General features: G+C 36.9%; 23 protein-coding genes. 21 read left to right on the top strand and 2 right to left on the bottom strand.

The window, feature by feature from the left end; all coding sequences use genetic code 11:
• Positions 1 to 6 precede the first annotated feature (6 nt).
• The 4 genes from hflX (at position 7) to glnA (ending at position 4,398) form a co-directional block, all read left to right on the top strand.
• The gene (gene hflX, locus OL233_RS04305; RefSeq protein ID WP_275471128.1) at positions 7 to 1,260 is read left to right on the top strand and encodes a GTPase HflX; all 1,254 of its coding nucleotides are present in this window, start codon (positions 7 to 9) and stop codon (positions 1,258 to 1,260) included.
• Positions 1,254 to 2,513 (top strand): methionine gamma-lyase family protein, encoded by a 1,260-nt coding sequence (locus OL233_RS04310; RefSeq protein WP_275471129.1) that lies wholly within the window; start codon positions 1,254 to 1,256, stop codon positions 2,511 to 2,513. Before hflX ends, OL233_RS04310 begins: the two co-directional genes overlap by 7 nt.
• A gap of 140 nt (positions 2,514 to 2,653) precedes the next feature.
• Positions 2,654 to 3,019, top strand: a complete 366-nt coding sequence (locus OL233_RS04315; protein ID WP_275471130.1) for a MerR family transcriptional regulator — start codon at positions 2,654 to 2,656, stop codon at positions 3,017 to 3,019.
• 38 nt (positions 3,020 to 3,057) lie between these two features.
• Positions 3,058 to 4,398 carry a type I glutamate--ammonia ligase gene (glnA, locus tag OL233_RS04320; protein WP_275471131.1) on the top strand — a complete coding sequence of 447 codons (1,341 nt, stop codon included), beginning with the start codon at positions 3,058 to 3,060 and terminating at the stop codon, positions 4,396 to 4,398.
• Positions 4,399 to 4,448: 50 nt separating this feature from the next.
• On the opposite strand, the gene OL233_RS04325 is transcribed toward glnA, so the two are convergent.
• Positions 4,449 to 5,276, bottom strand: coding sequence for a hypothetical protein (locus OL233_RS04325; RefSeq protein ID WP_275471132.1), 828 nt, complete (start codon positions 5,274 to 5,276; stop codon positions 4,449 to 4,451).
• 205 nt (positions 5,277 to 5,481) lie between these two features.
• On the opposite strand from OL233_RS04325, the gene OL233_RS04330 reads away from it, so the two are divergent.
• The 7 genes from OL233_RS04330 to OL233_RS04360 all read left to right on the top strand — a co-directional run bounded on the left by OL233_RS04330 (position 5,482) and on the right by OL233_RS04360 (position 13,445).
• Positions 5,482 to 6,636, top strand: a complete 1,155-nt coding sequence (locus tag OL233_RS04330) for a galactokinase (RefSeq protein WP_275471133.1) — start codon at positions 5,482 to 5,484, stop codon at positions 6,634 to 6,636.
• A 22-nt stretch (positions 6,637 to 6,658) separates the two neighbouring features.
• A complete protein-coding gene (galT, locus tag OL233_RS04335; protein ID WP_275471134.1) occupies positions 6,659 to 8,155 on the top strand; it encodes a UDP-glucose--hexose-1-phosphate uridylyltransferase in 1,497 nt (498 codons plus the stop codon).
• A 14-nt stretch (positions 8,156 to 8,169) separates the two neighbouring features.
• The gene (locus OL233_RS04340; protein ID WP_275471135.1) at positions 8,170 to 9,165 is read left to right on the top strand and encodes a LacI family DNA-binding transcriptional regulator; all 996 of its coding nucleotides are present in this window, start codon (positions 8,170 to 8,172) and stop codon (positions 9,163 to 9,165) included.
• Between the two features lie 18 nt (positions 9,166 to 9,183).
• On the top strand, positions 9,184 to 10,194 hold the full coding sequence (locus tag OL233_RS04345; protein WP_275471136.1) for an aldose epimerase family protein: 1,011 nt from the start codon (positions 9,184 to 9,186) through the stop codon (positions 10,192 to 10,194).
• 19 nt (positions 10,195 to 10,213) lie between these two features.
• Positions 10,214 to 11,197, top strand: a complete 984-nt coding sequence (gene galE, locus OL233_RS04350) for a UDP-glucose 4-epimerase GalE (RefSeq protein WP_275471137.1) — start codon at positions 10,214 to 10,216, stop codon at positions 11,195 to 11,197.
• A 95-nt stretch (positions 11,198 to 11,292) separates the two neighbouring features.
• Entirely contained in the window at positions 11,293 to 13,017 is a 1,725-nt protein-coding gene (locus OL233_RS04355; protein ID WP_275471138.1) for a phospho-sugar mutase, read from the top strand.
• A 113-nt stretch (positions 13,018 to 13,130) separates the two neighbouring features.
• Positions 13,131 to 13,445: an ArsR/SmtB family transcription factor gene (locus OL233_RS04360; RefSeq protein ID WP_275471139.1), complete on the top strand. Its 315-nt coding sequence runs from the start codon at positions 13,131 to 13,133 to the stop codon at positions 13,443 to 13,445.
• A 33-nt stretch (positions 13,446 to 13,478) separates the two neighbouring features.
• Here the strand turns inward: OL233_RS04360 and OL233_RS04365 are convergent, their stop codons facing one another.
• Positions 13,479 to 14,327 (bottom strand): pyruvate, water dikinase regulatory protein, encoded by an 849-nt coding sequence (locus tag OL233_RS04365; protein WP_275471140.1) that lies wholly within the window; start codon positions 14,325 to 14,327, stop codon positions 13,479 to 13,481.
• 50 nt (positions 14,328 to 14,377) lie between these two features.
• Here OL233_RS04365 and OL233_RS04370 point away from each other — a divergent pair, with 50 nt between their 5' ends.
• The 10 genes from OL233_RS04370 (at position 14,378) to glyQ (ending at position 22,941) form a co-directional block, all read left to right on the top strand.
• Complete coding sequence (locus tag OL233_RS04370) at positions 14,378 to 14,815, top strand: Fur family transcriptional regulator (protein WP_275471194.1); 438 nt, start codon at positions 14,378 to 14,380, stop codon at positions 14,813 to 14,815.
• Positions 14,816 to 14,993: 178 nt separating this feature from the next.
• Complete coding sequence (gene rpsU, locus OL233_RS04375) at positions 14,994 to 15,170, top strand: 30S ribosomal protein S21 (protein ID WP_126831326.1); 177 nt, start codon at positions 14,994 to 14,996, stop codon at positions 15,168 to 15,170.
• Between the two features lie 25 nt (positions 15,171 to 15,195).
• On the top strand, positions 15,196 to 15,639 hold the full coding sequence (locus tag OL233_RS04380; RefSeq protein WP_275471141.1) for a GatB/YqeY domain-containing protein: 444 nt from the start codon (positions 15,196 to 15,198) through the stop codon (positions 15,637 to 15,639).
• A gap of 254 nt (positions 15,640 to 15,893) precedes the next feature.
• A complete protein-coding gene (locus OL233_RS04385) occupies positions 15,894 to 16,826 on the top strand; it encodes a PhoH family protein (RefSeq protein ID WP_275471195.1) in 933 nt (310 codons plus the stop codon).
• A 44-nt stretch (positions 16,827 to 16,870) separates the two neighbouring features.
• Positions 16,871 to 19,072: an HD family phosphohydrolase gene (locus tag OL233_RS04390; protein WP_275471142.1), complete on the top strand. Its 2,202-nt coding sequence runs from the start codon at positions 16,871 to 16,873 to the stop codon at positions 19,070 to 19,072.
• Positions 19,073 to 19,074: 2 nt separating this feature from the next.
• Positions 19,075 to 19,551: an rRNA maturation RNase YbeY gene (gene ybeY / locus OL233_RS04395; RefSeq protein WP_275471143.1), complete on the top strand. Its 477-nt coding sequence runs from the start codon at positions 19,075 to 19,077 to the stop codon at positions 19,549 to 19,551.
• Positions 19,535 to 19,936, top strand: coding sequence for a diacylglycerol kinase family protein (locus OL233_RS04400; RefSeq protein WP_275471144.1), 402 nt, complete (start codon positions 19,535 to 19,537; stop codon positions 19,934 to 19,936). The genes ybeY and OL233_RS04400 overlap by 17 nt, the downstream gene beginning before the upstream one ends.
• 60 nt (positions 19,937 to 19,996) lie before the next feature.
• Complete coding sequence (era, locus tag OL233_RS04405; protein WP_275471145.1) at positions 19,997 to 20,902, top strand: GTPase Era; 906 nt, start codon at positions 19,997 to 19,999, stop codon at positions 20,900 to 20,902.
• Positions 20,903 to 20,965: 63 nt separating this feature from the next.
• The gene (recO, locus tag OL233_RS04410; protein ID WP_275471146.1) at positions 20,966 to 21,766 is read left to right on the top strand and encodes a DNA repair protein RecO; all 801 of its coding nucleotides are present in this window, start codon (positions 20,966 to 20,968) and stop codon (positions 21,764 to 21,766) included.
• Between the two features lie 272 nt (positions 21,767 to 22,038).
• Positions 22,039 to 22,941, top strand: a complete 903-nt coding sequence (gene glyQ, locus OL233_RS04415; protein ID WP_275471147.1) for a glycine--tRNA ligase subunit alpha — start codon at positions 22,039 to 22,041, stop codon at positions 22,939 to 22,941.

Here is a 22,941-nt window from a genome sequence, read left to right on the forward strand (position 1 = left end):
TGTCTTATGGAAGAGAAACGTGAAAAAGTCATCATTGTTGGTGTTGAAACCGCTGATAATTATCGATACTTTAGTGAATCAATGGAAGAATTAAAAAACTTAACAGAGACGGCTCAAGGAGAGGTTGTATTTGAAATTGTTCAAAAACGCCCTAATGTGGATCGTCAAACGGTTATAGGTAAAGGTAAAGTAGAAGAGCTAGTCAGATTTGTAGACGCCTATGAAGCAGACCTTGTTATCTTTAATCAAGAATTGACACCACGTCAAAGTCAATTGATTAGCGATGCCGTTCAAGTGAAAGTTATTGACCGTGTCCAGCTTATATTAGATATATTTGCGATGAGAGCTCAATCGAAAGCGGGGAAATTACAGGTTGAATTAGCGCAACTGAATTATTTGTTGCCTCGATTAGTCGGGCAAGGTGCAGCGTTATCCAGACTAGGTGGTGGGATTGGTACGCGTGGCCCAGGTGAAACTAAATTGGAAACAGACCGTCGTCACATTCGTAATAAAATAACAAATATCAAACGAGAGTTAAAAGAAGTAACAGCTAGTCGAGAACGTAACCGTCAACAACGTAAGGCTTCTCAAATTTTCCAAATAGGATTAGTTGGGTATACAAATGCGGGGAAATCAACGCTACTAAACATGTTAACAAATGCTGAAGCTTATTCGCAAAATCAACTATTTGCGACGCTTGACCCTTTGACTAAGCAATGGCAATTAACAGAAGGCTTTCAAGTGACGTTGACTGATACGGTAGGGTTTATTCAAGACTTGCCAACACAGTTAGTTGAAGCTTTTCAATCGACATTAGAAGAAAGTCGCAATATGGATTTATTACTGCACGTGGTAGATGCCAGCTCACCAGATAGAGATTTACAAGAACAGACTGTATTAGAGTTATTAGGGGATTTAGAAATGAAGAAAATTCCTGTTTTGACTGTTTATAATAAAATGGATAAAGTGATACCTGAAGCATTTGTTCCGACGTTATTTCCAAATGTTCAAGTGTCTGCAAAATATCCGGAAGACCGTACAGAACTAGAAGGAGCAATTCGACGTCAATTGATGGAAATGTTTGTCCCTTATGATTTAGAATTGGCGCCTAGTGAAGGGTATTTATTAAATAAATTAACGACAGATACGCTTGTGATTTCTCAAGACTTCTGTGATGAAACAGAGCAGTATTTAGTTAAAGGGTTTGCCCCTGAAACATCACGTTGGGTTAAAACGGATGAGGAGGAAGAAGAATGGTAAATTGGATGAGCTCTTTTTCAGAAGAGTTACAAGATAAAATAAAAAAAGTCGATGAGTTGATTATGCCAGCTCGTTTAAAAGTACAAGATGTTGCGCTTTATAATCAAGGGAAAGTGTTAGAAGCTTTTCGTAATAATCATGTAGCAGAGAGTCATTTTGCTCTAGGGAGTGGTTACGGCAATGATGATATGGGGCGTGATGCGTTAGAAGCAATCTATGCCGATGTCTTTAAAACGGAAGATGCTATCGTGAGACCACAAATTGTGTCAGGTACACATGCCATTGCGACAGCATTATTTGGAATTTTGCGTCCTGGAGATGATTTGCTTTATATTACAGGAACACCGTATGACACTTTATTAGAAGTTATAGGTGTAAACGGTAATGGAATTGGGTCGTTTAAAGAATATAATATCGGCTATGACGAAGTGGCTCTAAAAGAAGATGGGTCAGTTGATTTCGAAGGAATTAAAGCGAAAATGACTCCTAAAACTAAAATGGTTGCGATTCAACGGTCACGCGGCTATGCTGAACGTCCGTCATTTACCGTGGCTCAGATTGCAGAAATGACAGCTTTCATGAAGGAAAATTATCCAGATGTGGTTATCTTTGCTGATAATTGCTATGGTGAATTTTCTGAAGTGAGTGAACCGACAGAGGTTGGTGTAGATTTGATTGCCGGCTCATTAATTAAAAATCCAGGTGGTGGTATCGCTAAAACTGGCGGTTACATTGCTGGTAAAAAAGAGCTAATTGAAAAATGTGCGTACCGTTTAACAACACCAGGTGTTGGTAAAGAAGGTGGAGCTATGATTCATAGTACTCACGAGATGATGCAAGGCTTTTTCTTGGCGCCACATGTTGTCAGTCAAGCGATCCAAGGGGCGATTTATACGTCTGCCTTGTTAGCTGAGTACGGTGTTAACTCAACCCCTAAATGGGATGATCCTCGTACGGATTTGATTCAAATGGTAGAGTTGGGAAATCAAGAAGCGATGGTTAAATTTTGCCAAGCGATTCAGAAGTTTTCACCAGTAGATGCTTATGTTGCGCCTGTACCGTCATACATGCCAGGTTATGAAGATGATGTCATTATGGCAGCGGGGACATTTGTTCAAGGTGCAAGTTTAGAATTGACGGCAGATGGTCCGATTCGAGCACCGTTTAATCTGTATGTCCAAGGTGGTCTAACCTATGAACATGTTAAAGTTGCAGTAAGTCATGCTGTAAATGACGTTTATTCTAAAAAATAAAAAGATAAAACCCTTGATTAATCAAGGGTTTTTATTTATGATTAAAAAAACAACAACTCATGTTAGAAAACCTAACATGAGTTGTTGACACTCTTTTTTTGAATTGGTATATTAAAAAAGTCGAAACGAGGTAAGCTGAAATGAGCGAAAAAGAACTCAGAAAATCAATGGCTGTTTTTCCGATTGGTACAGTGATGAAACTGACAGATTTAACTGCTAGGCAAATTCGCTATTATGAAACCAAAGACTTAGTCTATCCCGAACGTACGGAAGGTAATCAAAGAATGTACTCGCTGAATGATGTAGATCGATTTTTAGAAATCAAAGATTGGTTACAAGCAGGTTACTCAATGGTTGAAATTCAGGAAATGTATCAGGAAGAACAGACAGAAGAGGTTATTCATTGGGAAAATCACGATTTATCTGATCATGATGTCAGACGATTATTTTACGATGAGTTATTATCTGAGAGTCGCTTAGGTCAAGGAAATCCGTTTCAACGGTAATGCGTATTACCACCCAAAATAAGAGAGGTCGCGAAAAAATGGAAGACAAGTCGAAAAGAGTAACAGAAATCAAAGAGATAGCTAAAAAAGAAAATGTGAGATTTTTACGTTTAATGTTTACAGATGTTATGGGAACAATCAAAAATGTTGAAGTCCCAGTTAGTCAGTTAGACAAAGTGCTTAGCAACAAAATGATGTTTGATGGCTCATCAATTGAAGGATTTGTCCGCATTGAAGAAAGCGATATGTATTTATACCCAGATTTAAACACATGGTTGATCTTCCCGTGGGAAAATGGAGAAGGAAAAGTTGCGCGCTTGATTTGTGATATCTACACACCAGCTGGTGACCCGTTTCCAGGAGATCCTCGAGGGAATTTAAAACGAATTGTAGGGAAAATGAAAGAATTAGGATTTAGTTCATTCAATTTAGGACCTGAACCAGAATTTTTCTTATTCAAGTTAGATGATATGGGAAAACCGACTTTAGAATTAAACGATAGCGGTGGTTATTTTGATTTTTCACCACAAGATTTAGGAGAAGATTGTCGTCGTGATATCGTATTAGAATTAGAGAAATTAGGTTTTGAGATTGAGGCATCGCATCATGAGTGCGCGCCTGGTCAACATGAAATTGATTTCAAATATGCGGATGTTATTGAAGCGTGTGACAATATTCAAACGTTCAAGTTAGTAGTTAAAACGATTGCGCGTCGTCATGGTTTACATGCAACCTTTATGCCGAAACCGTTACACGGTATTGCGGGTTCAGGAATGCACTGTAACATGTCATTATTTAATGAGGATGGAAATGCCTTTTATGATGAGAATGGTGAGCGTGAATTAAGCCAAGATGCGTATTACTTCTTGGGAGGGTTATTAGAGCATGCTAGAGCCTATACCGCCATTTGTAACCCAACAGTTAACTCATATAAACGATTAGTACCAGGGTTTGAAGCTCCAGTTTATGTAGCGTGGAGTGGTCAAAATCGTTCACCATTAGTCCGTGTTCCGGCATCAAGAGGCTTATCGACTCGTTTGGAATTACGTTCGGTTGATCCGGCAGCTAACCCGTACTTAGCGATGGCAGTTTTATTAGAGGCTGGTTTAGACGGTATTCGCAATAAAATCGTACCGCCTGCTGAAGTGAACCGTAATATCTATGTCATGAATGAAGCAGAAAGAGAAGCAGCTCAAATTACAGATTTACCTTCAACATTACACAACGCAATTAAAGCGATGCGTCAAGATGAAGTAGTTAAGAGTGCTTTAGGTGAACATATTCATGCTAACTTTGTTGAAGCCAAACGTTTAGAATGGCATGCGTTCCGTCAACAAGTATCAGATTGGGAAAGAGAACAATATTTAGAATTTTATTAAAATAGAAAAGGAACCTGTTATTTACTTAAAATAACAGGTTCCTTTTTGTTTTATGGTAAGAGTTGAATTGACCACGTTACAGTTGATTCATAATTCCCAGCACTAGGGAAGTGTGTATTTTTATCAACGGCTAATGAAATATTTTTTTCTTCGTAAAGATGTTCTTTTTGTAATTCAGGATCGATTGCTTCAGGTCCTAATACAAGATAACCATCCTCGGTTAAGTTATCTGGAGTAAAGGGTGATAACCAATGCTGGCCGCGAGCCGCTTCTCCTCTGTAGTCAGCAACAAGAGTTTCGTTGCTTTCTTCAATTGTCAGGTTAGATGTTAACCAATATGAGTCGGGTGAACCTGCTTCGTTTGAGCGGGAATCACCAAAGAAGTCCATGCGATCGTTAAAATTACCCATGAAAAGGTGAATGCCCTCAATCGCTGCTCCGTTTTCCGTGTTAACGAAAGGGGTACGTTTGACAGAGACTTTAAAGTCTGGATTCCCAAGTTTACTATTGTCTATTCTGACAATAGCGTCTTTAGGAGGTCCGGGAAATGGTTCTGGATCAACCGGTGGAAATTCAGGTGGATTTTCAAAAGGGTTGATAGAGCTATCACTGTTGTAAAATACTGGTGGTGTTGAGTAAGCTACCGTCGATTGTTTAATCGTAGGATGATAGTATCTGACACCGCCTGTTGATGGTTCAATTTCAGGGAAAGTTGCTTCCATTTCTTTTGGGATCAGTGTTTTAAGTGATCCGTCTTTGACTGTAATTGAAAGTTTTTGGTCTGTCTTATTGCTATCAGCATAAGTATTTGTGCTTGTGGCAAATAAAGAAACTGAGCTTAGACCAATTAATGAGTAAATAAATAAGTTCTTCTTCATAATCTTCTCCTTTTAATTTTTCAATAAATAATATTATTGTTAACTTAATTTTACCAAAGGTGGTATTGTTATTTTTTTTAAAAATTGTATAGATTATAGAATTAAACGCAAAAAAAGTAACCCTTTTCAACTTGTTGTTGATTTTTTTAGTTAATTTTAGTAAACTTTTACTAAAGAGAAAAATTATTAAGAAAGTTGGGATAATATGTTAATTAAAAATGAGTTTAATGACATTTTTGGCGCGAAAGAAAACAGTATGAGTTTTTTATCACCGGGTCGAATTAATTTAATTGGAGAGCATACGGATTACAATGACGGGTATGTCTTTCCTAGTGCCATTTCTAGTGGGACGTATGGGGTAGCTTCTTTGAGAGATGATTCTATTATTCGTCTTTATTCCGCTAACTTTGCGGAGGATGGAATTATCGAGTTAGATTTAACAGATTTAAAACGTCATGAGTTACAATGGCCAAACTATATTATTGGTATGGTGACGTTTTTAAAAGAAGAAGGCCATCGAATTGATAAAGGTTGGGATTTTTATATTAAAGGAACAATCCCAAATGGTGCAGGGTTATCATCATCAGCTTCGTTAGAAATTTTAGTGGCAACAGTGGTGAAGGAGTTATTCGCATTGGATATTTCTGATCTAGACTTAATCCGTTTAGGAAAAAAAGTAGAAAATGAATTTATTGGTGTGAATTCAGGTATTATGGATCAGTTTGGGATTGTAAAAGGACGTAAAAATCAAGCAGTATTATTAAATTGCCAAACGTTAGAGTTTGAACATGTAACAGTAGACTTGAAAGAATATCAAATTGTTATTATGAATACCAATAAAAAACGTCAATTATCTGATTCAGACTATAATAGTCGTCAAAAAGAAAGTGCAGAAGCGTTAGAAATTTTACAACGTGAATGTGGTATCTCAAGTATGTCAGAAGTGACTTTGGAAATGTTGCTAACCTTAGAAGAAGTATTAGGAGAGGTATTGTTTAAACGTGTGCGTCATATTGTGACAGAAAGTGCCCGAACATTATTAAGTTATCAGGCATTAAACAAAGGTGATTTAGATGGGTTTGGTGAATTATTAAATCAATCACATCGTTCATTAAGAGACGATTATGAAGTGTCATGCTTAGAGTTAGATACATTAGTTGAAACAGCATGGAAACAAACAGGAGTGCTAGGTGCCAGAATGATGGGAGCAGGATTTGGTGGCTGCAGTATGGCTATCGTAAGAGAAGAGAATGTGCCTGAATTTATTAAAATCGTAAGAGCTAACTATAAAGAGCGTGTCGGATATGACGCTGATTTTTATATTGAAACAATTGGAGATGGGCCACGAGTTTTGAAATAAATTATAAAAGAGGGAATAAGTCATGCAACTAATCATTGATCAATTTGTATCAGCACTACTAGAGTATGGTGAATTTGAAGAAATTGACCGAGCGTATTTAACAAATAAAGTTTTAGGTATATTAGGACGTGATGAGTATCCAGAGGCGCAAGAAATTAATAAAGAAGTGCCAACTTGGACAGGTGATTTAACAGAATTTTTAGTTCTATTAGATAGGCTAGCAGAGGATGCTGTCTCGCGAGATGTGATACCGGATAGTCAAAATATGAAAGATCGTTTAACAGGGCAACTGGTTGATATCATGACCTTAAGTCCTTCTGCCATAAATAAAAAGTTCTGGTCTATGTATGAAGACTCACCTAGAAAAGCGACAGATTTCTTTTATAAGTGGAGTCAACTCACAAATTATATCAAGACTAGAGAGGTTGCTAAGAGTCCTAATTTTTTATATGAGTCTCCGTATGGGCCGCTTGAGATCACTATAAATTTATCTAAACCAGAGAAAACAACTGCAGAAATCATCGCTGAAAAATCAGCACCTAAAGTGAATTATCCAAACAATTTTTTGTGTGTGGAAAATGAGGGGTATTTAGGACGAGAAAATTATCCAGCCCGTTCGCAACACCGTTTAATTCGTTTTCCGTTAGGGGAACAAGAGTGGGCGCTACAGTACTCACCCTATGCCTATTACAATGAACATTGCATCTTCTTAAATACAAGTATTGTACCAATGAGCGTGTCTAAAGAGTCATTCAAACGTCTAGTTGAGATTGTATCAGTTTTCCCGGATTACTTTGTGGGCTCAAATGCAGATTTACCAATTGTTGGGGGGTCGATTTTGTCTCATGATCATTACCAAGCAGGTCGACATACGTTTGCGATGGAAACAGCTCCTGTACGTGAATCGTTTGAGTTGATCGGATTCCCTAAAGTTGAGGCGGGGATTGTAGATTGGCCGATGTCAGTTATTCGTTTAGTTTCAGAAGATAAAAAACAACTTGTAGAAGCTGCAGATAAAGTGTTTAGATCTTGGAAAGAGTATTCGGATGAAAAGGTTGATATTATCGCCTACACAGGAAATACCCGTCATCATACGGTGACACCGATTGCCCGTAAAATGAATGGCAACTATTGTTTAGATATCGTTTTAAGAGATAATCATACATCTGATGAACATCCTGAAGGGGTCTTTCATCCACACCGCAAGTGGCATCACATAAAGCAAGAGAATATTGGGTTGATTGAAGTGATGGGATTGGCAGTTTTACCTGCGCGTTTGGCTAAAGAGTTAGCAGAGGTAGAGGGTTATTTACTGAATCAATCTCATGACATAGCGCAGTACCACAGAGAATGGGCAGAAGAAATAAAAGAGAAACATCAGGTAACCCTTGAGAATTGTCACGAAATCGTTCAAAATGAAGTAGGAAAAGTCTTTTTAGAGGTATTAAAAGACGCTGGTGTTTATAAAGACACGAATGAGGGGCAAGAGGCGTTTAGGCGTTTTGTGGCTCAATTATAAGGGAGAGTAACACGATGGCAACGATTAAAGACATAGCAGGCCAGGCTGGCGTTTCGGTTGCAACTGTTTCGCGAGTTCTTAATTATGATAGTAGTATTTCTGTAGCAGATGAAACAAGACGTAAGATTTTTGAGGCTGCTGAAAATTTAAACTATACAAAGCATATGAAGAATACTAAAGGGAAAGGGCGCCCTAAAAAAATAGCGTTAGTACATTGGTATTCGGAATCAAAAGAGTTGGAAGATTTGTATTATCTGTCGATTCGTATGGGGGTTGAAAAGTACGTACAAGATAAAAAAATAGAACTAGTACGCGTATTTGAAGGGCAAGAGTTGCCACAAGAGCTAGAGGTGGACGGTATTGTTGCGATTGGGAAGTTTAGCAGTTCTCAACGACAAGAATTAGTTGATGTTAGTCGAAATATCGTATTTGTTGACTCTGATCAGACAAGAGAAGGGTATGATTCGGTGGTTGTTGATTTCGCTCAAGGTGTTCATGATGTTTTAGATTATTTCCTTGAAAAAGGACTTTCTAAAATTGGAATGATATCAGGTCAAGAAGCGGTCAAAGGAGCGACTGATTATTTAACTGATTTACGGACGGAAACCTTTACGTCATACATGACTCAAAAAGGCTTATATCAGCCAGAGTGGGTGTATACCTCTGAGTTTAGTGTCGATGCTGGTTACGATTTAATGACACGATTAATCAATGAAAAAGCGACATTGCCGGAAGCGTTATTTGTTGCGAATGACGCGATTGCCATAGGGTGTCTGCGAGCATTACAAGAAAATAAAGTTGACGTACCAAAGGAAATTAGTCTTGTTGGGTTCAATGATATTAGTTTAGCGAAGTACGTCTATCCGACACTGAGTACAGTTAGAGTGAATACGGAAGCGATGGGAGAAATTGCTGTATCAACACTAATTGAAGTCATAGATAAAGAATATGCAGTCTCTCGAAAAATTACGATTTTAACAGAGTTTATTAAAAGAAATAGCTCATTATAAAATTGGAGGTAGTCTGAAATGACTGATACTATCAAAGCGATAAAAAGTTCGAATACTGATTTAGAATATGTAACCCTCAGAAGAGATGGTAGACAATTGACAACTACCAATTATGGTGCACGTTTGACTAGTTTTTGTGTGCCAGATTGTCATGGAAAGTTGACAGATATTATTTTAGGGTTTGATTATGAAGAAGATTTGTTAAAAGATCAAGCTTGCTTCGGTGCGACAGTAGGACCTGTGGCCGGTAGAATTAAGAATAGTTCATGGAATGACTGTCATTTTTCAGAAGATGAAAATGGCCATACTTTACACAGTGGCGAGATGGGGTGGCAAAATCGTATTTGGGAAAGCTCTGTAATCGAAAAGTTGGATTATATAGGCGTTTCTTATCGATTGGTGGATAAACAGGCAGTCGGTTTTGGTAGTGACTTTGATGCTAGAGTAGACTATTTATTGTATGATGAGGGCCGTTTAGAGATGGTTTATTATGTAACGCCAAGTGCTAAAACAATAGTAAATCCAACCAATCATAGTTACTTTAATTTAAGCGGAAATGGGATTGAAACAATTAGGACTCATTATTTAACTGTTAAAGCGGACAAAATTCTCTTAACGGATGACGAATTGATTCCAACAGGAGAAGTGAAGGATGTAAAAGGAACGGCTTTTGATTTCACCCATTCACGCTTACTGGAAACGAGTCTTGAACAGTTGTATACGGGACTGGATACGACGTTTGTGTTGAACGATGAGACAGATGGTCCGAGTTTAAGTTTATTCCACCCACAAACTGGGATTGAGTTGTCCATTGAAACTGAACGAAAAGCGCTCGTGATTTATTCGTCTGGTGGTATGGCAGAAACAGCGATGATGAATGGTTATCCTATGAAAGAGTATAGAGGGCTAGCGATTGAGCCTCAAGAGCATCCTGATGCGTGTCATCATAACGACTTTCCTTCAATAATCGCTGAAAAAGGCCAAGAAAAAATTTACCGAACAACCTATAGAACAGCTGTCAGAAAATAAATAGAAAAGAGGGAGAGGTATGTCAATTTTAGTAACAGGTGGAGCAGGCTACATAGGCTCGCATTGTGTGGACGTGTTGATTGAAAAAGGGTATGACGTAGTAGTGGTAGATAATTTGCAAACAGGACATGAAGAGTCGCTTCCGGAGACTGTAACTTTCTATCAAGGAGATATTAGAGATAAACGTTTTTTAACACAAGTTTTTGAATTTGAAAAAATTGAAGGTGTTATTCATTTTGCTGCTAATTCTCTAGTAGGAGAATCTGTAGAAGAGCCATTAATGTATTTTGACAATAATGTGTATGGCACTCAAGTTTTAGCCGATGTGATGAGAGAACAAGATGTAAAAGCAATCGTCTTTTCTTCGTCAGCTGCGACATATGGGGAGCCGAAGGAAGTCCCGATTTTAGAGACTGCAGAAACAAATCCAACAAGTCCGTATGGTGAAACAAAATTAATGATGGAAAAAATCTTGAAGTGGTGTGACAACGCTTATGGGACAAAATTTGTTGCGTTACGTTATTTTAATGTAGCGGGTGCGAAATTAGATGGTACGATTGGTGAAGATCACAATCCAGAAAGTCACTTAATTCCAATTATCCTTCAGACAGCCCTAGGACAACGAGACAGTTTGAAAATATTTGGTGATGATTACCCAACACCAGATGGCACATGTATTAGAGATTATGTCCACGTTTTAGATTTGGCTGAAGCGCATGTTTTAGCGATTGATTATTTGTTAAAAGGTGGCGAAAGTAATATTTTTAACTTAGGTAGCAGTGTGGGGTTCTCGGTTCAAGCGATGTTAGAAGAAGCGCGTAAAGTGACAGGGAAAGCGATTGAATCGGAAGTGGTTCCGAGACGTGCAGGAGATCCTAGTACATTAGTGGCATCTAGTGAAAAGGCTAAATGTATATTAGGATGGTCGCCTCGTTATACAGAAGTAGATACGATTTTATCAAGCGCTTGGAAATGGCATAGTTCACATCCAGAGGGATACTAATAAAAAGTGACAGTTGCTGTCACTTTTTTTATATTTTTTTAAAGTCCGGAGTGATATACTGTAAAGGATTACATTTTATTGGAAGAGGTGTCAACATGTCTTGGAAAGAGAATTATCAAGAGTGGATTAAATGTGAAACATTAGAAAAAAGAGTTAGAGATGACCTAGAAAAAAATAAAGAAAATCTAAAAGCTTTAGAGGAAGCTTTTTATGCACCGTTAGAATTTGGTACGGCTGGTATGCGTGGTATTTTAGGTGCGGGGATAAACCGCATGAATATCTATACAGTTCGTCAAGCTACAGAAGGGTTAGCTTTATTTGTCGATAGCTTAGGAGAAGAAGCTAAAAAGCAAGGCGTTGCGATTGCGTTTGATTCTCGCCATCAATCACCAGAATTTGGTTTAGAAGCAGCTCGGGTACTCGCTAACCACGGCATTAAGGCTTATCTGTTTGAAAGTTTGCGTCCAACACCAGAATTATCATTTGCAGTCCGTGATTTGAATTGTGTAGCGGGTATCATGATTACAGCTAGTCATAATCCGGCTGAATATAACGGGTATAAAGTGTATGGAGCGGATGGTGGACAAATGCCTCCAAAAGAAGCGGCGGCTCTTACAACGCTTGTAAGAAGTGTAGAAAAACCTTTAGAAATTGAAGTGGCATCACACTCTGAAGCAACGCCGTCACCGTTTATTACTGTTATTGGTGAAGAGATGGATATGCGATATCTAGAGAAGTTGAAATCCATTACAATGAATCAAACTCTTGTCGAAGAGTTTGGCAAAAATTTAAAATTAGTGTTCACGCCACTTCATGGAACAGGTAAAATGATTGGTGAGCGCGCTTTAAAACAAGCTGGTTTCGAAAAGTTTGTAGTGGAGCCTGAACAAGGTGTGGTTGATCCTGATTTCTCAACAGTAGCATCGCCAAATCCTGAAGAATATGCGGCGTTCGAGTACGCTATTCGTTTAGGGAAAAAAGAAGAAGCTGATTTATTAGTCGCGACAGATCCAGATGCGGATCGTTTGGGTGCAGCTGTTAGATTGCCTGATGGTTCATATCAAATCCTTACAGGTAACCAGATTGGTGCGATTTTAATTCACTATATTTTAACGACTAAAAAAGAACAAGGACAGTTGCCAACAAATGGGGCTGTTGTAAAATCAATTGTTTCTAGTGATTTCTCAGCAGAAATTTGTCGAGATTTTGATGTGGAGATGATGAATGTACTGACTGGTTTTAAATTCATTGCAGAAAAAATTGAAACCTTTGAAAAAACAAACAGTCACGAGTTCTTGTTTGGCTTTGAAGAAAGCTATGGCTATTTAGTTAAATCTTTTGTACGTGACAAGGATGCAATTCAAGCTTTGGTGTTATTGTCAGAAGTGGCAGCTTACTATAAATCACAAAACAAAACGTTATTTGATGGATTGCAAGACTTGTTTAAAACGTATGGCTATTTTGATGAAAAAACAATCTCGGTTACAATGCCTGGCATTGAAGGAACTCAAAAAATAAAAGAGTTAATGGCTAAATCTCGTACGGAACGTTTTGAGTCATTTGGTGGTATGAAAGTTGTATCAACAGAGGACTTTTTAAGTCAAAAACGTATCTCATTTAAAGGTGATGTTTCGGGAATTGATTTGCCGCAAGCTGATGTGTTGAAATACACACTTGAGGATGGCAGTTGGGTTGCGATACGCCCGTCAGGAACAGAGCCTAAGATTAAGTTTTATATTGGCGCAAAGTCTGATAGTTCAGCTGAGGTAGCAGAAAAAATTAATAAAATTGAAGAGACTATCCAAGAATTAATCAAATAATAGATAAGAAAGCTAGACATGTTCTAGCTTTTTCTAGTGCGAAACAAATACTCGACTTTTTTGTGAATTGGTATTACGATGGTAAAAAGAGAGTATTAAAAAGAGGTGGTAAAATGACTAAACTTGAGGCAACAGATGATATGATCATAGAAGCGTCTCAGTTATACAAGGCGTTAAGTGATAATACGCGAATAAAAATTTTAACACTTTTGAGTCAAGGTGAACGAAACGTCAGTGGTATTGTAGAGACGTTGGGACTTGAGCAATCTAATATTTCGCATCAATTAAAATTATTACGACATGCAAATCTTGTTAAAACGAGAAAAGATGGAAAAGTAGTGTATTACTCACTGGATGATCAACATGTATTGGATATTTTGGGTCAAACCTTTAAACACGTCAAGCATTCGCCAAGGTGTAAAAAATAAAAAAGAGTTGGGAAAAATCCCAACTCTTTTTGGTTAACCAAGAAAGCTATGTTCTTCTAAACAAAGTGCTTCTAAGATGATAGATGCTGTTTCTTCAATAGATAGATCAGCTACATTGATAACAACGCAATGTAATTTTTCATACAAATCATTAGCGTACTGTAATTCTTCTTGAATTTTATCAATATTTGAATAAGCAGTATCTGGATCAAGTCCATATGCTCGCATTCTTTCTTGACGTATTTTATTTAAAACTTCTGGATTATTAGTGAGTCCGACAATTTTATCAGGATCAACTTCCCAGAGCTCTTTAGGTAACGTTGCTTGTGGAATAAGGGGTAAGTTTGCTACCTTTAAATTTTTATTTGCTAAGAACAGGCTAAGAGGCGTTTTAGAAGTACGAGAAACACCTAATAAAACGATATCGGCATCTAAGAAACCTTTAGGATCTTTTCCGTCATCGTATTTAACCGCAAACTCCATAGCGGTAATTCTACTAAAATATTCTTGATTTAAAGAATGGACAGCTCCTGCAATGCGGTTGGGTTCAATTTCAGAGCGTGTAGCTAATTCATTTACGATTGGTGATAATAAATCCATTGAGAATAGATTATGTTCTTTACAGTAATCATTAGCTAACTGAATAAAGTCTTTTGAAATCAACGTGTGAATAATAATAGCGTTGTGTTCTTTTGCTAATTCAAGAGATTCTAGTAAGTCTTTTTTTTCAGATACAAAGGTTTTCCGAACGAAAGTGATGTTCAGTTCGTCGTATTGTGAAACAGAGGCTTGGGCAAGTTTTGAAGCAGTTTCCCCAGCAGAGTCTGAAATAATATAAATATAGATGTCTTTAGTAGGCATATTATATAACACTCCTTGCATTTAGGTTTCCATTATTATAGCATAGTTTAAGTAGGAAGGTGATGAGAGAAATGCGGAATCCTAAGATAGAAAATGCTTTGTCGATTATGAAGGACAAAGGGTTTAAGTATACAAAAAAACGTGAAGAAATTTTGGCTTTTTTATTAGAAGCAGATAAATATACAAGTGCAAGAGAAGTTTATGATTTTATGAATAATAAATATAGTGGTATCAGTTATGATACGATTTACCGAAATTTAAAAGATTTTTGTGAATTAGAATTGATCGAAGAAACAGATTTTAATGGGGAAAGAAAATTCAGGTTTCATTGTAGTCATAGTGATTTAGGACATCACCATCATTTTATTTGCACAAAATGTGGAAGTACAAGAGAGATACTAATGTGCCCAATGACTTATTTTAAAGAACAACTAGCAGGCTGTGAGATAACAAGCCATAGATTTGAAATATTTGGGACCTGTGAAAAATGTCTAGCAATTAAATCTTAGATAAGCATTTTTTTGTAAATTATTTTAAAAAAAAGTGGAATAAAAATAAAGAAAGTAGAAAAAGATAGTTGACGGTTAAAAAGAGTTTAGATATAATGATAAAAGGACAGTTTTGATAACGTTTTTTAAACGATTATCGAATTCGGTTACTTTTTAAGCACGGAGGGAGGGAATTTGTATGTCAAAAACAGTTGTTAAGAAAAATGAATCTCTTGATGATGCTCTTCGTCGCTTCAAACGTTCCGTTTCAAAAACTGGTACTTTACAAGAATACCGCAAACGTGAATTCTACGAAAAACCAAGCGTAAAACGTAAGAAGAAATCTGAAGCAGCAAGAAAACGTAAAAAATTCTAGTTTTCTATGAATGGAGCTGAATTAGATGCCACTTTTATCGACATTGAATGAAGACATAAAAACTGCCATGAAAGCTAAAGATAAACCAACTTTAGATGTCCTGCGTTTATTAAAATCTTCTGTTCAAAATGAGCAAATCGCCAAAGGTGAAGACCTAACTTCTGATGACGAAGTGACAGTCTTAGCTAGAGAGATGAAGCAACGTCGAGATTCACTTGTGGAGTTCGAAAGTGCTGGTCGCTTAGATTTGGTCGAGAATGTTAGAGCGGGCATTGCTATCGTTGAAAAATATCTACCTAAGCAATTAGATGAATCTGAGATTCGTCAAATTGTATCTGAAGCTATCGAAGTTACAGGTGCTACTTCTGCGAAGGAGTTTGGTAAAGTAATGGGGGCAGTAATGCCGAAAGTTAAAGGTAAGGCAGATGGCAATTTAGTGAATAGTATTGTCAAAGAGTTATTAAATTAAGTTTGAAAACCAACAGGTTAACCTGTTGGTTTTTTTATTATATAAAATAGAGACAAACACATTAAAAAGGGATTAAAAACAAGTGTTATAGGCGTTAGCGCAAGGTTGTTAAAACTTTTTAAGAAGTTAAAAGTATGGTATATTTAACTTGGAAGATATTAGATAAAAGTGAAGGAGATGTTCTTTTTTTGATCGAAAACTTAAAGGAAACTCGCGAGATCGAACTGAAGAATTCAAATGAAGCTCAACAGTTGATGGGGGCTCAAGATCAGTATCTAAAATTAATTGAAGAAAACCAAGGAGTGGAGCTGCATAGTAGAGGTGACATCTTACACATCAGTGGAGAGTCGGATTCAGTTCAAAAAGCGTATGATGTTGTAAAAAAACTGCAAGCTTTATTAGTTAAAGGGATACCAGTTGGAACAGCAGATGTCGTAACAGCACTTAAAATGGCCAACAAGGGAACACTGGATTATTTTATGGACATGTATGAAACAGAAATTATGAAAGACAAGATGGGGAAACCTATTCGGATAAAAAATTTTGGTCAAAAAGAATATGTTGATACTGTTAAGAAAAAAGATGTAACATTCGGCATAGGTCCTGCCGGCACAGGAAAGACCTTTCTGGCGGTGGTAATGGCTATATCAGCTTTAAAACGTGGAGAAGTTCAGAAAATTGTCTTAACACGACCAGCTGTTGAAGCAGGAGAGAGTTTAGGTTTTTTACCGGGAGATCTTAAAGAAAAAGTAGATCCTTATTTACGACCAGTATACGATGCGCTGTATTCAGTATTTGGAATGGACCATACAAATCGCTTGATGGAAAGAGGCATTATTGAAATAGCGCCATTGGCGTATATGCGCGGCCGAACATTAGAAGATTCGTTTGTTATTTTAGATGAAGCTCAAAATACGACGATAGCTCAAATGAAAATGTTTCTGACACGCTTAGGATTTAACTCCAAAATGATTGTAAACGGCGATATCTCACAAATTGATTTACCAAGAGGTGTGACAAGCGGTTTAATTCATGCGCAAAAGAAATTAAAACCTATTAAAAATATAGGGTTTGTGACGTTCTCATCAAGTGACGTAGTTCGTCATCCAGTAGTTGCTGAAATTATTGAAGCTTACAAAGAAGAAGAAAAGAAGTCGAAGTCAGCAGTAGATAAAGAAAGTGACTAGAAATTATATTATAAGTATTAAGGCTTATAGTAAGGAGTAAAATAATGAAGTTGAATTTTAAAAGAAGACAAAAAGGGTTAGGTAACAAGTATATTGTGGCCTTATTACTGGTCTTTGGGATTGCTTGTTTCTTATTACTTTTTAATAATGTGCGTCAAAAATCCGTATCGATTAAAGAAGGTCAACTTGCGGAAGAAACAATTAGGGCCAATAAAACGATTGAAAATAAAGCAGAAACAGAAGAGAAAAAACGTCTGGCTGCGGAAGCTGTGACACCAGAGTATAATTTTGACAAGGAGCTAGAAGGCAAACAAGTTGTTCTTCTAGAACAATTGTTTGAAATTATTGATAGTGTTAGTTCATCAGCTCAAGCGTCGTATCAAACAGAGCTTGCAAGTGCAAAAGACAAAGATAAAGATAAGGTCCAAAAACCAACAAGTGAAGATAAAATAGTTTTGTTAAAGAAACAATTTGAAACTACCGATCAAGAAGATGTTAGTTTTTACCAAGCCTTTCCAAATGTCTTTTATAAAGGAATGTTCGATCTAACAGACAAAGATCGGGATCGAGTTAAAACAGAAAGTATAAAAATTGTCAAAGAAAAAATGTCTGAGCCTATCCGAAATACCAATTTAGACTCAGTGAGACAAAAAGCAAATGATGAAATTCAATATCTTGATTTACCAAGTGATATGCAACAATTAGTTAAGTACGTTGTTGATAGAGGCATTATCAGTAATGAAGCAGCAAATGATAAAAAAACAGAAGAACTTCAAGAGTTAGCTAAAAATAATGTTAAACCTGTAATGATTTATCAAGGTGAAGTTGTTGTCCGTGAAGGTGTCCAAATTGATTCGCGTGCTATAAATAAATTAGAATTATTAGGCATTACTAATAGGGAGCCTTCAGTGTTTCCTTTGGTTGCCTTAGCAGCAATGATTATTACTCAAATTCTTGCTTTGGCCTATCTTTTATACAATACAATCGGAATGGATATGAAAATCCGTTTTGTGACTTTTTATGTGATTACGATGTTAATTGGTGTAGTTATGATGAAAGCTCTAGAGTTTTTCCAAACTGAAAATATGTCTGCAGTTCCATTGTTATTTCCAGCAGCATTTACACCACTGGTTTTAAATTTATTTATTAGTAGACGAGCGAGTATCTTAGCTGCTCTCTTCCAAGTATGTTTTGCCATGTTTATTTTTTACGACATGTTAGGGACGAGTACATTATTATTGATTACGGTTATTTACATGTTTACTGGTTTGATGGCAACTCTGATTAAACAAGACCGAATAGGTAGACAACTGCGAACAGCAGCATTATGGCTAATCGCCTTCCCTATTTTATTTAGTCTTGTTGTAACAACGTATCAAGGTATGGAGTTATCAGATTCAAAAACACTGACAATGCTTTTATGTGTATTTGTGGGAAGTATCTTTACATTCTTGATGTCGGTTGGACTTCACCCTTATATTGAGTTGTTTTTAAATGATGACAGTATCATCGTTTTAAATGAATTAAGTAATCCAAATCACCCATTATTAAAACGCTTGTTACAAGAAGCACCTGGAACGTACCATCATAGTATGATGGTAGCTAGTCTGAGTGCTAATGCAGTGGCGGATATTGGTGGGCGCTCACTGTTAACTAGAGTGGGGTGTTATTACCATGATATTGGTAAGATTAAACACGCTAACTTTTTCGTAGAAAACTTACCAGATGGGGCAGAAAACCCCCATAATTTCTTATTACCTGAGGATAGTAAAGAAATTATCTTTAGTCATGTGTCTGAAGGGGTTAAGATTTTAGAAAAAGAAGGCATGCCGCAGATGGTTATTGAAATTTGTCAGCAACATCATGGGACAACCTTGATGAGCTATTTCTATTCAAAAGCGAAGGAACGTAACCCAGAAGTAACGGAAGCTGAATTCCGTTATCCTGGACCAAAACCTCAAACAAAAGAGGCGGGGGTTGTTAGTTTAGCCGATACGTGTGAAGCAGCAGTTCGTGCAATGGACCATCCTAGTAATGAAAAAATCAGGAAATTTGTGAATAAATTAATTGAAGGTCGTATTACAGATGGACAGTTAGATGATACAGGTCTGACACTTAAAGAAATTCGAATTATTGAAGAATCATTAATTAACGGATTATGTAGTACGTTCCATTCAAGAATTAAGTATCCTAAGATGAAATCAGAAGCAGAAGAAATGAAAAAAGAACAAGAAGGAAGTAATTAATTATGGAAATCACGTTAATGGATGAAACAGAAAAAGTGTCTGAAGAGCAACAAGCTGAGATTGAACGTATTCTAGTATTTGCCGGAGAGCAACTTGAGTTGGAAGAGGATACTGAAATGTCTGTAACGTTTATGGATAATGCAGCTATTCAAGAAATTAACCGTGACTACCGTCATAAAGATGCACCAACTGATGTCATTAGCTTTGCTTTAGAAGAATTAGGTGAAGATGAAATGCCGGTGATTTTTGAAGATGACGACATGAAGATGCCTCGTAATATTGGCGATATTATGATCTCAATTGAACGTGCGGCAGAACAAGCAGAAGAATACGGTCATAGTTATGAACGTGAACTTGGCTTTTTAGCAGTCCATGGTTTCTTACACCTTAACGGTTACGATCATATGACTGAAGAAGATGAGAAAGAAATGTTTGACTTGCAACGAAAGATTTTGGCTGATTATGGCTTATCAAGATAAGGATCCATTTCAAACTAGTAAAAATAAATCTTTTTTTAGATCGCTGCAACATGCTTTAAGAGGAATTAGAACGGCTTTTAAAGAAGAGCGTAATATGCGCTATCATGTCTTAGCAGGATTTGTTATACTAGTCTTAGCGTTAATCGTTCAACTTAAATTGAATGAGTGGTTGTGGTTACTTCTTGTTATCTTCTTAGTCATAGCAATGGAGATACTAAATACACTTGTTGAAAATACTGTTGATTTAGTAACGGATTATCATTACCATCCGTTAGCTAAAAAAATTAAAGACATGGCGGCAGCCCTTGTCTTACTAACAGCATTCTTTGCACTGCTTGTTGGAGGAATTATTTTTATTCCGAAAGTGTTGCCATTACTAATTTAACTAACCAAACAAACAGTGCCAACATTGTCACTGTTTGTTTTTTAAGAAAGAGGAAACTAAATGAGTTCAAACGAACATAAGTCAGGATTTGTGGCGATTATTGGTCGCCCAAACGTTGGAAAATCAACGTTATTAAACAGAATTGTGAAACAAAAAATTGCAATCATGAGTGATAAAGCTCAAACGACACGTAACAAAATTCAAGGTGTCTACACGACAAATGATGCTCAAATCATCTTCATCGATACGCCAGGTATCCATAAACCGAAACATCGCTTAGGTGATTTCATGGTTGAAACAGCATATAGTGCGTTAAGAGAAGTGGATGCGACGTTATTTATGGTCAGCGCAGAGCAACCTCGTGGACGTGGGGATGATTTTATCATCGAACGTTTAAAGAAGAGTCAAGCACCTGTATACTTACTAATTAATAAAATTGATACAATCCACCCAGATAAATTATTACCAATCATTGAAGATTATAAAGAGCAGATGGATTTTGCTGAAATTATCCCAATCTCAGCAACTGAAGGAAATAATGTGGATAACTTACTTTCTATTTTAGAAGCTAAGATGCCTGAAGGTCCTCAGTACTATCCAGCAGATCAAGTAACGGATCACCCAGAATACTTTATCGCTTCAGAATTAATCCGTGAAAAAGTCTTACTTTTAACTCACGAAGAAGTACCTCATTCAGTTGCTGTTGTAATTGAAGATATGAGTCGTGATGAAAATGATAAAATTCATATTCATGCTACTATCGTTGTTGAACGTTCTAGCCAAAAAGGAATCCTAATTGGTAAAGGCGGAAAAATGATGAAAGATATTGGGATCAAATCTCGTAAAGACATTGAAAACTTATTAGGGAATAAAGTTTATCTTGAACTTTGGGTTAAAGTTAAGAAAAACTGGCGTGATAAGCAAAGTTCATTACAAGATTACGGTTACCGTGATATGGACTATTAAAAAGAGTAGGATTGATTTTATATCAATCCTCTTTTTTGTTTAAAAAAGGAAAGGAGCAACGTGATGACACTAAGAAGCGAAACCAAAGGGATGATATTATTTACAAAGGATCACCGAGAAAAAGACAAATTAGTTAAAATCTTTACTGAAAAACACGGTAAGATTATGTTTTTTGTCAGAGGGGCACGTGGTAGAAATAGTAGCGTTGCTCCAGCTATCCTACCATTTACAGAAGCGACCTATATTGCCGATATTAACAGTGACGGTCTTTCTTTTTTGAAGGATTACAAAGAACTAGAGAATTTTAAATTGATACAACAAGATATTTTTGTCAGTGCCTATGCCACATATATCTTGAACTTAGTAGATGTTGCGATAGAAGACCAAACCTATGATCCAGCCCTATATGGGTTTACCAAACAAGCGCTGATGTATTTAAATAAAGGGTTAGATGCTGAAATCATTACGAATATTTTTGAGTTACAATTGCTCTCTCGTTTTGGATATGATTTTGAATGGAAAGGCTGTAGCATCTGTGGAGAGACACATGGACGTTTTGATTTTTCTTCTCAGTATTCAGGTGTCTTATGTGAGCGTCATTGGGAGATGGACCAAAGGCGTTACCATGCTGATCCAAAGGCGATTCATTTCATGCGTCTGTTCGCTAGTATCACGTTAGATCAAATTGAAAGTATTGCATTAAAAGATGAAACTAAACTAGCCATTAGGCAAACGGTCGATTTGTTATACGATGAATTTACAGGTGTAAGATTAAAAAGCAAAAAATTTATTGATGAAATGAAATCTTGGGAAGGCATGCTAAAACCCTTACCATCAAAAGAAAAAGAAGTTGACAACGACTAGGGTTTAACGCTATTATTAAAAGGAATTAAATAGTTACGTTGAAAGAGAAAAGTAGCGACATCAAGTTTAGTAAAGCGAGGTTGGGAGAGTGAAAGCCAACTTAAACAGATGAGTGAAGAGGCGCTCTGGAGTAACACCAAACGAAGCTGCTGATAGTCATATCAGAAGTAGGGTGGAACCGCGATTAGTCGTCCCTATGTGTATTCTGGAAACAGGTACTCATAGGGGCTTTTTTGTTGTTTTAAAGTAGAAAAACTAAAGGAGAAATTAAGATGAAGAAAAAATTAACCGTTCAAGAAATGATCTTAACGTTACAAAAATTCTGGTCTGAACAAGGCTGTATGTTAATGCAAGCATACGATACTGAAAAAGGAGCAGGGACAATGAGTCCTTATACGTTCCTACGTGCAATCGGACCTGAGCCTTGGAATGCCGCTTATGTTGAACCGTCACGTCGTCCTGATGATGGCCGTTATGGTGAAAACCCAAACCGTTTATTCCAACATCACCAATTCCAAGTGGTTATGAAACCTTCACCAACTAATATCCAAGAATTATACTTACAAAGTTTAGAATTAATCGGAATTAACCCATTAGAGCATGACATCCGTTTTGTTGAAGATAACTGGGAAAACCCATCAATGGGCTGTGCTGGTTTAGGATGGGAAGTATGGTTAGACGGTATGGAAATTACTCAATTCACTTATTTCCAACAAGTGGGTGGATTAGAATGTAGCCCTGTTACAAGTGAAATTACATTCGGTATTGAGCGTTTAGCGTCATACGTTCAAGAAGTGGAAAGTGTTTATGATTTAGAGTGGACACACGGTGTTAAATACGGCGAAATCTTTATTCAACCTGAGTATGAGCATTCAAAATATGCCTTTGAAGTAAGCGATCAAGAAATGCTATTTGATTTATTTGAAAAGTACCAAGCAGAAGCTGAAAAATGTATTGCTGAAGGGTTAGTGCATCCAGCCTATGACTACGTTTTAAAATGTAGCCATGCCTTCAACTTATTAGATGCTCGTGGTGCTGTGTCGGTAACTGAGCGTGCAGGTTTCTTATCACGTATCCGTAAAATGGCGCGTGAATTAGCCAAAACGTTTGTTGCAGAGCGTGAAAAATTAGGCTTCCCATTATTAAATAAAGACACAAACAAGGAGGACAAATAA

Source organism: Vagococcus proximus (genome assembly GCF_029143285.1).
GTDB lineage: Bacteria > Bacillota > Bacilli > Lactobacillales > Vagococcaceae > Vagococcus_D > Vagococcus_D proximus.

Coding starts and splice junctions, on each gene's coding strand:
- OL233_RS04400 (WP_275471144.1), top strand. CDS start 19,535: ATGGCTTATCAAGATAAGGATCCATTTCAAACTAGTAAAAATAAATCT.
- OL233_RS04330 (WP_275471133.1), top strand. CDS start 5,482: ATGTTAATTAAAAATGAGTTTAATGACATTTTTGGCGCGAAAGAAAAC.
- era (WP_275471145.1), top strand. CDS start 19,997: ATGAGTTCAAACGAACATAAGTCAGGATTTGTGGCGATTATTGGTCGC.
- OL233_RS04310 (WP_275471129.1), top strand. CDS start 1,254: ATGGTAAATTGGATGAGCTCTTTTTCAGAAGAGTTACAAGATAAAATA.
- glyQ (WP_275471147.1), top strand. CDS start 22,039: ATGAAGAAAAAATTAACCGTTCAAGAAATGATCTTAACGTTACAAAAA.
- OL233_RS04345 (WP_275471136.1), top strand. CDS start 9,184: ATGACTGATACTATCAAAGCGATAAAAAGTTCGAATACTGATTTAGAA.
- glnA (WP_275471131.1), top strand. CDS start 3,058: ATGGAAGACAAGTCGAAAAGAGTAACAGAAATCAAAGAGATAGCTAAA.
- OL233_RS04385 (WP_275471195.1), top strand. CDS start 15,894: ATGGGGGCTCAAGATCAGTATCTAAAATTAATTGAAGAAAACCAAGGA.
- OL233_RS04315 (WP_275471130.1), top strand. CDS start 2,654: ATGAGCGAAAAAGAACTCAGAAAATCAATGGCTGTTTTTCCGATTGGT.
- rpsU (WP_126831326.1), top strand. CDS start 14,994: ATGTCAAAAACAGTTGTTAAGAAAAATGAATCTCTTGATGATGCTCTT.
- OL233_RS04360 (WP_275471139.1), top strand. CDS start 13,131: ATGACTAAACTTGAGGCAACAGATGATATGATCATAGAAGCGTCTCAG.
- hflX (WP_275471128.1), top strand. CDS start 7: ATGGAAGAGAAACGTGAAAAAGTCATCATTGTTGGTGTTGAAACCGCT.
- OL233_RS04325 (WP_275471132.1), bottom strand. CDS start 5,276: ATGAAGAAGAACTTATTTATTTACTCATTAATTGGTCTAAGCTCAGTT.
- OL233_RS04340 (WP_275471135.1), top strand. CDS start 8,170: ATGGCAACGATTAAAGACATAGCAGGCCAGGCTGGCGTTTCGGTTGCA.
- OL233_RS04355 (WP_275471138.1), top strand. CDS start 11,293: ATGTCTTGGAAAGAGAATTATCAAGAGTGGATTAAATGTGAAACATTA.
- galE (WP_275471137.1), top strand. CDS start 10,214: ATGTCAATTTTAGTAACAGGTGGAGCAGGCTACATAGGCTCGCATTGT.
- recO (WP_275471146.1), top strand. CDS start 20,966: ATGACACTAAGAAGCGAAACCAAAGGGATGATATTATTTACAAAGGAT.
- OL233_RS04390 (WP_275471142.1), top strand. CDS start 16,871: ATGAAGTTGAATTTTAAAAGAAGACAAAAAGGGTTAGGTAACAAGTAT.
- OL233_RS04370 (WP_275471194.1), top strand. CDS start 14,378: ATGCGGAATCCTAAGATAGAAAATGCTTTGTCGATTATGAAGGACAAA.
- ybeY (WP_275471143.1), top strand. CDS start 19,075: ATGGAAATCACGTTAATGGATGAAACAGAAAAAGTGTCTGAAGAGCAA.
- OL233_RS04380 (WP_275471141.1), top strand. CDS start 15,196: ATGCCACTTTTATCGACATTGAATGAAGACATAAAAACTGCCATGAAA.
- OL233_RS04365 (WP_275471140.1), bottom strand. CDS start 14,327: ATGCAAGGAGTGTTATATAATATGCCTACTAAAGACATCTATATTTAT.
- galT (WP_275471134.1), top strand. CDS start 6,659: ATGCAACTAATCATTGATCAATTTGTATCAGCACTACTAGAGTATGGT.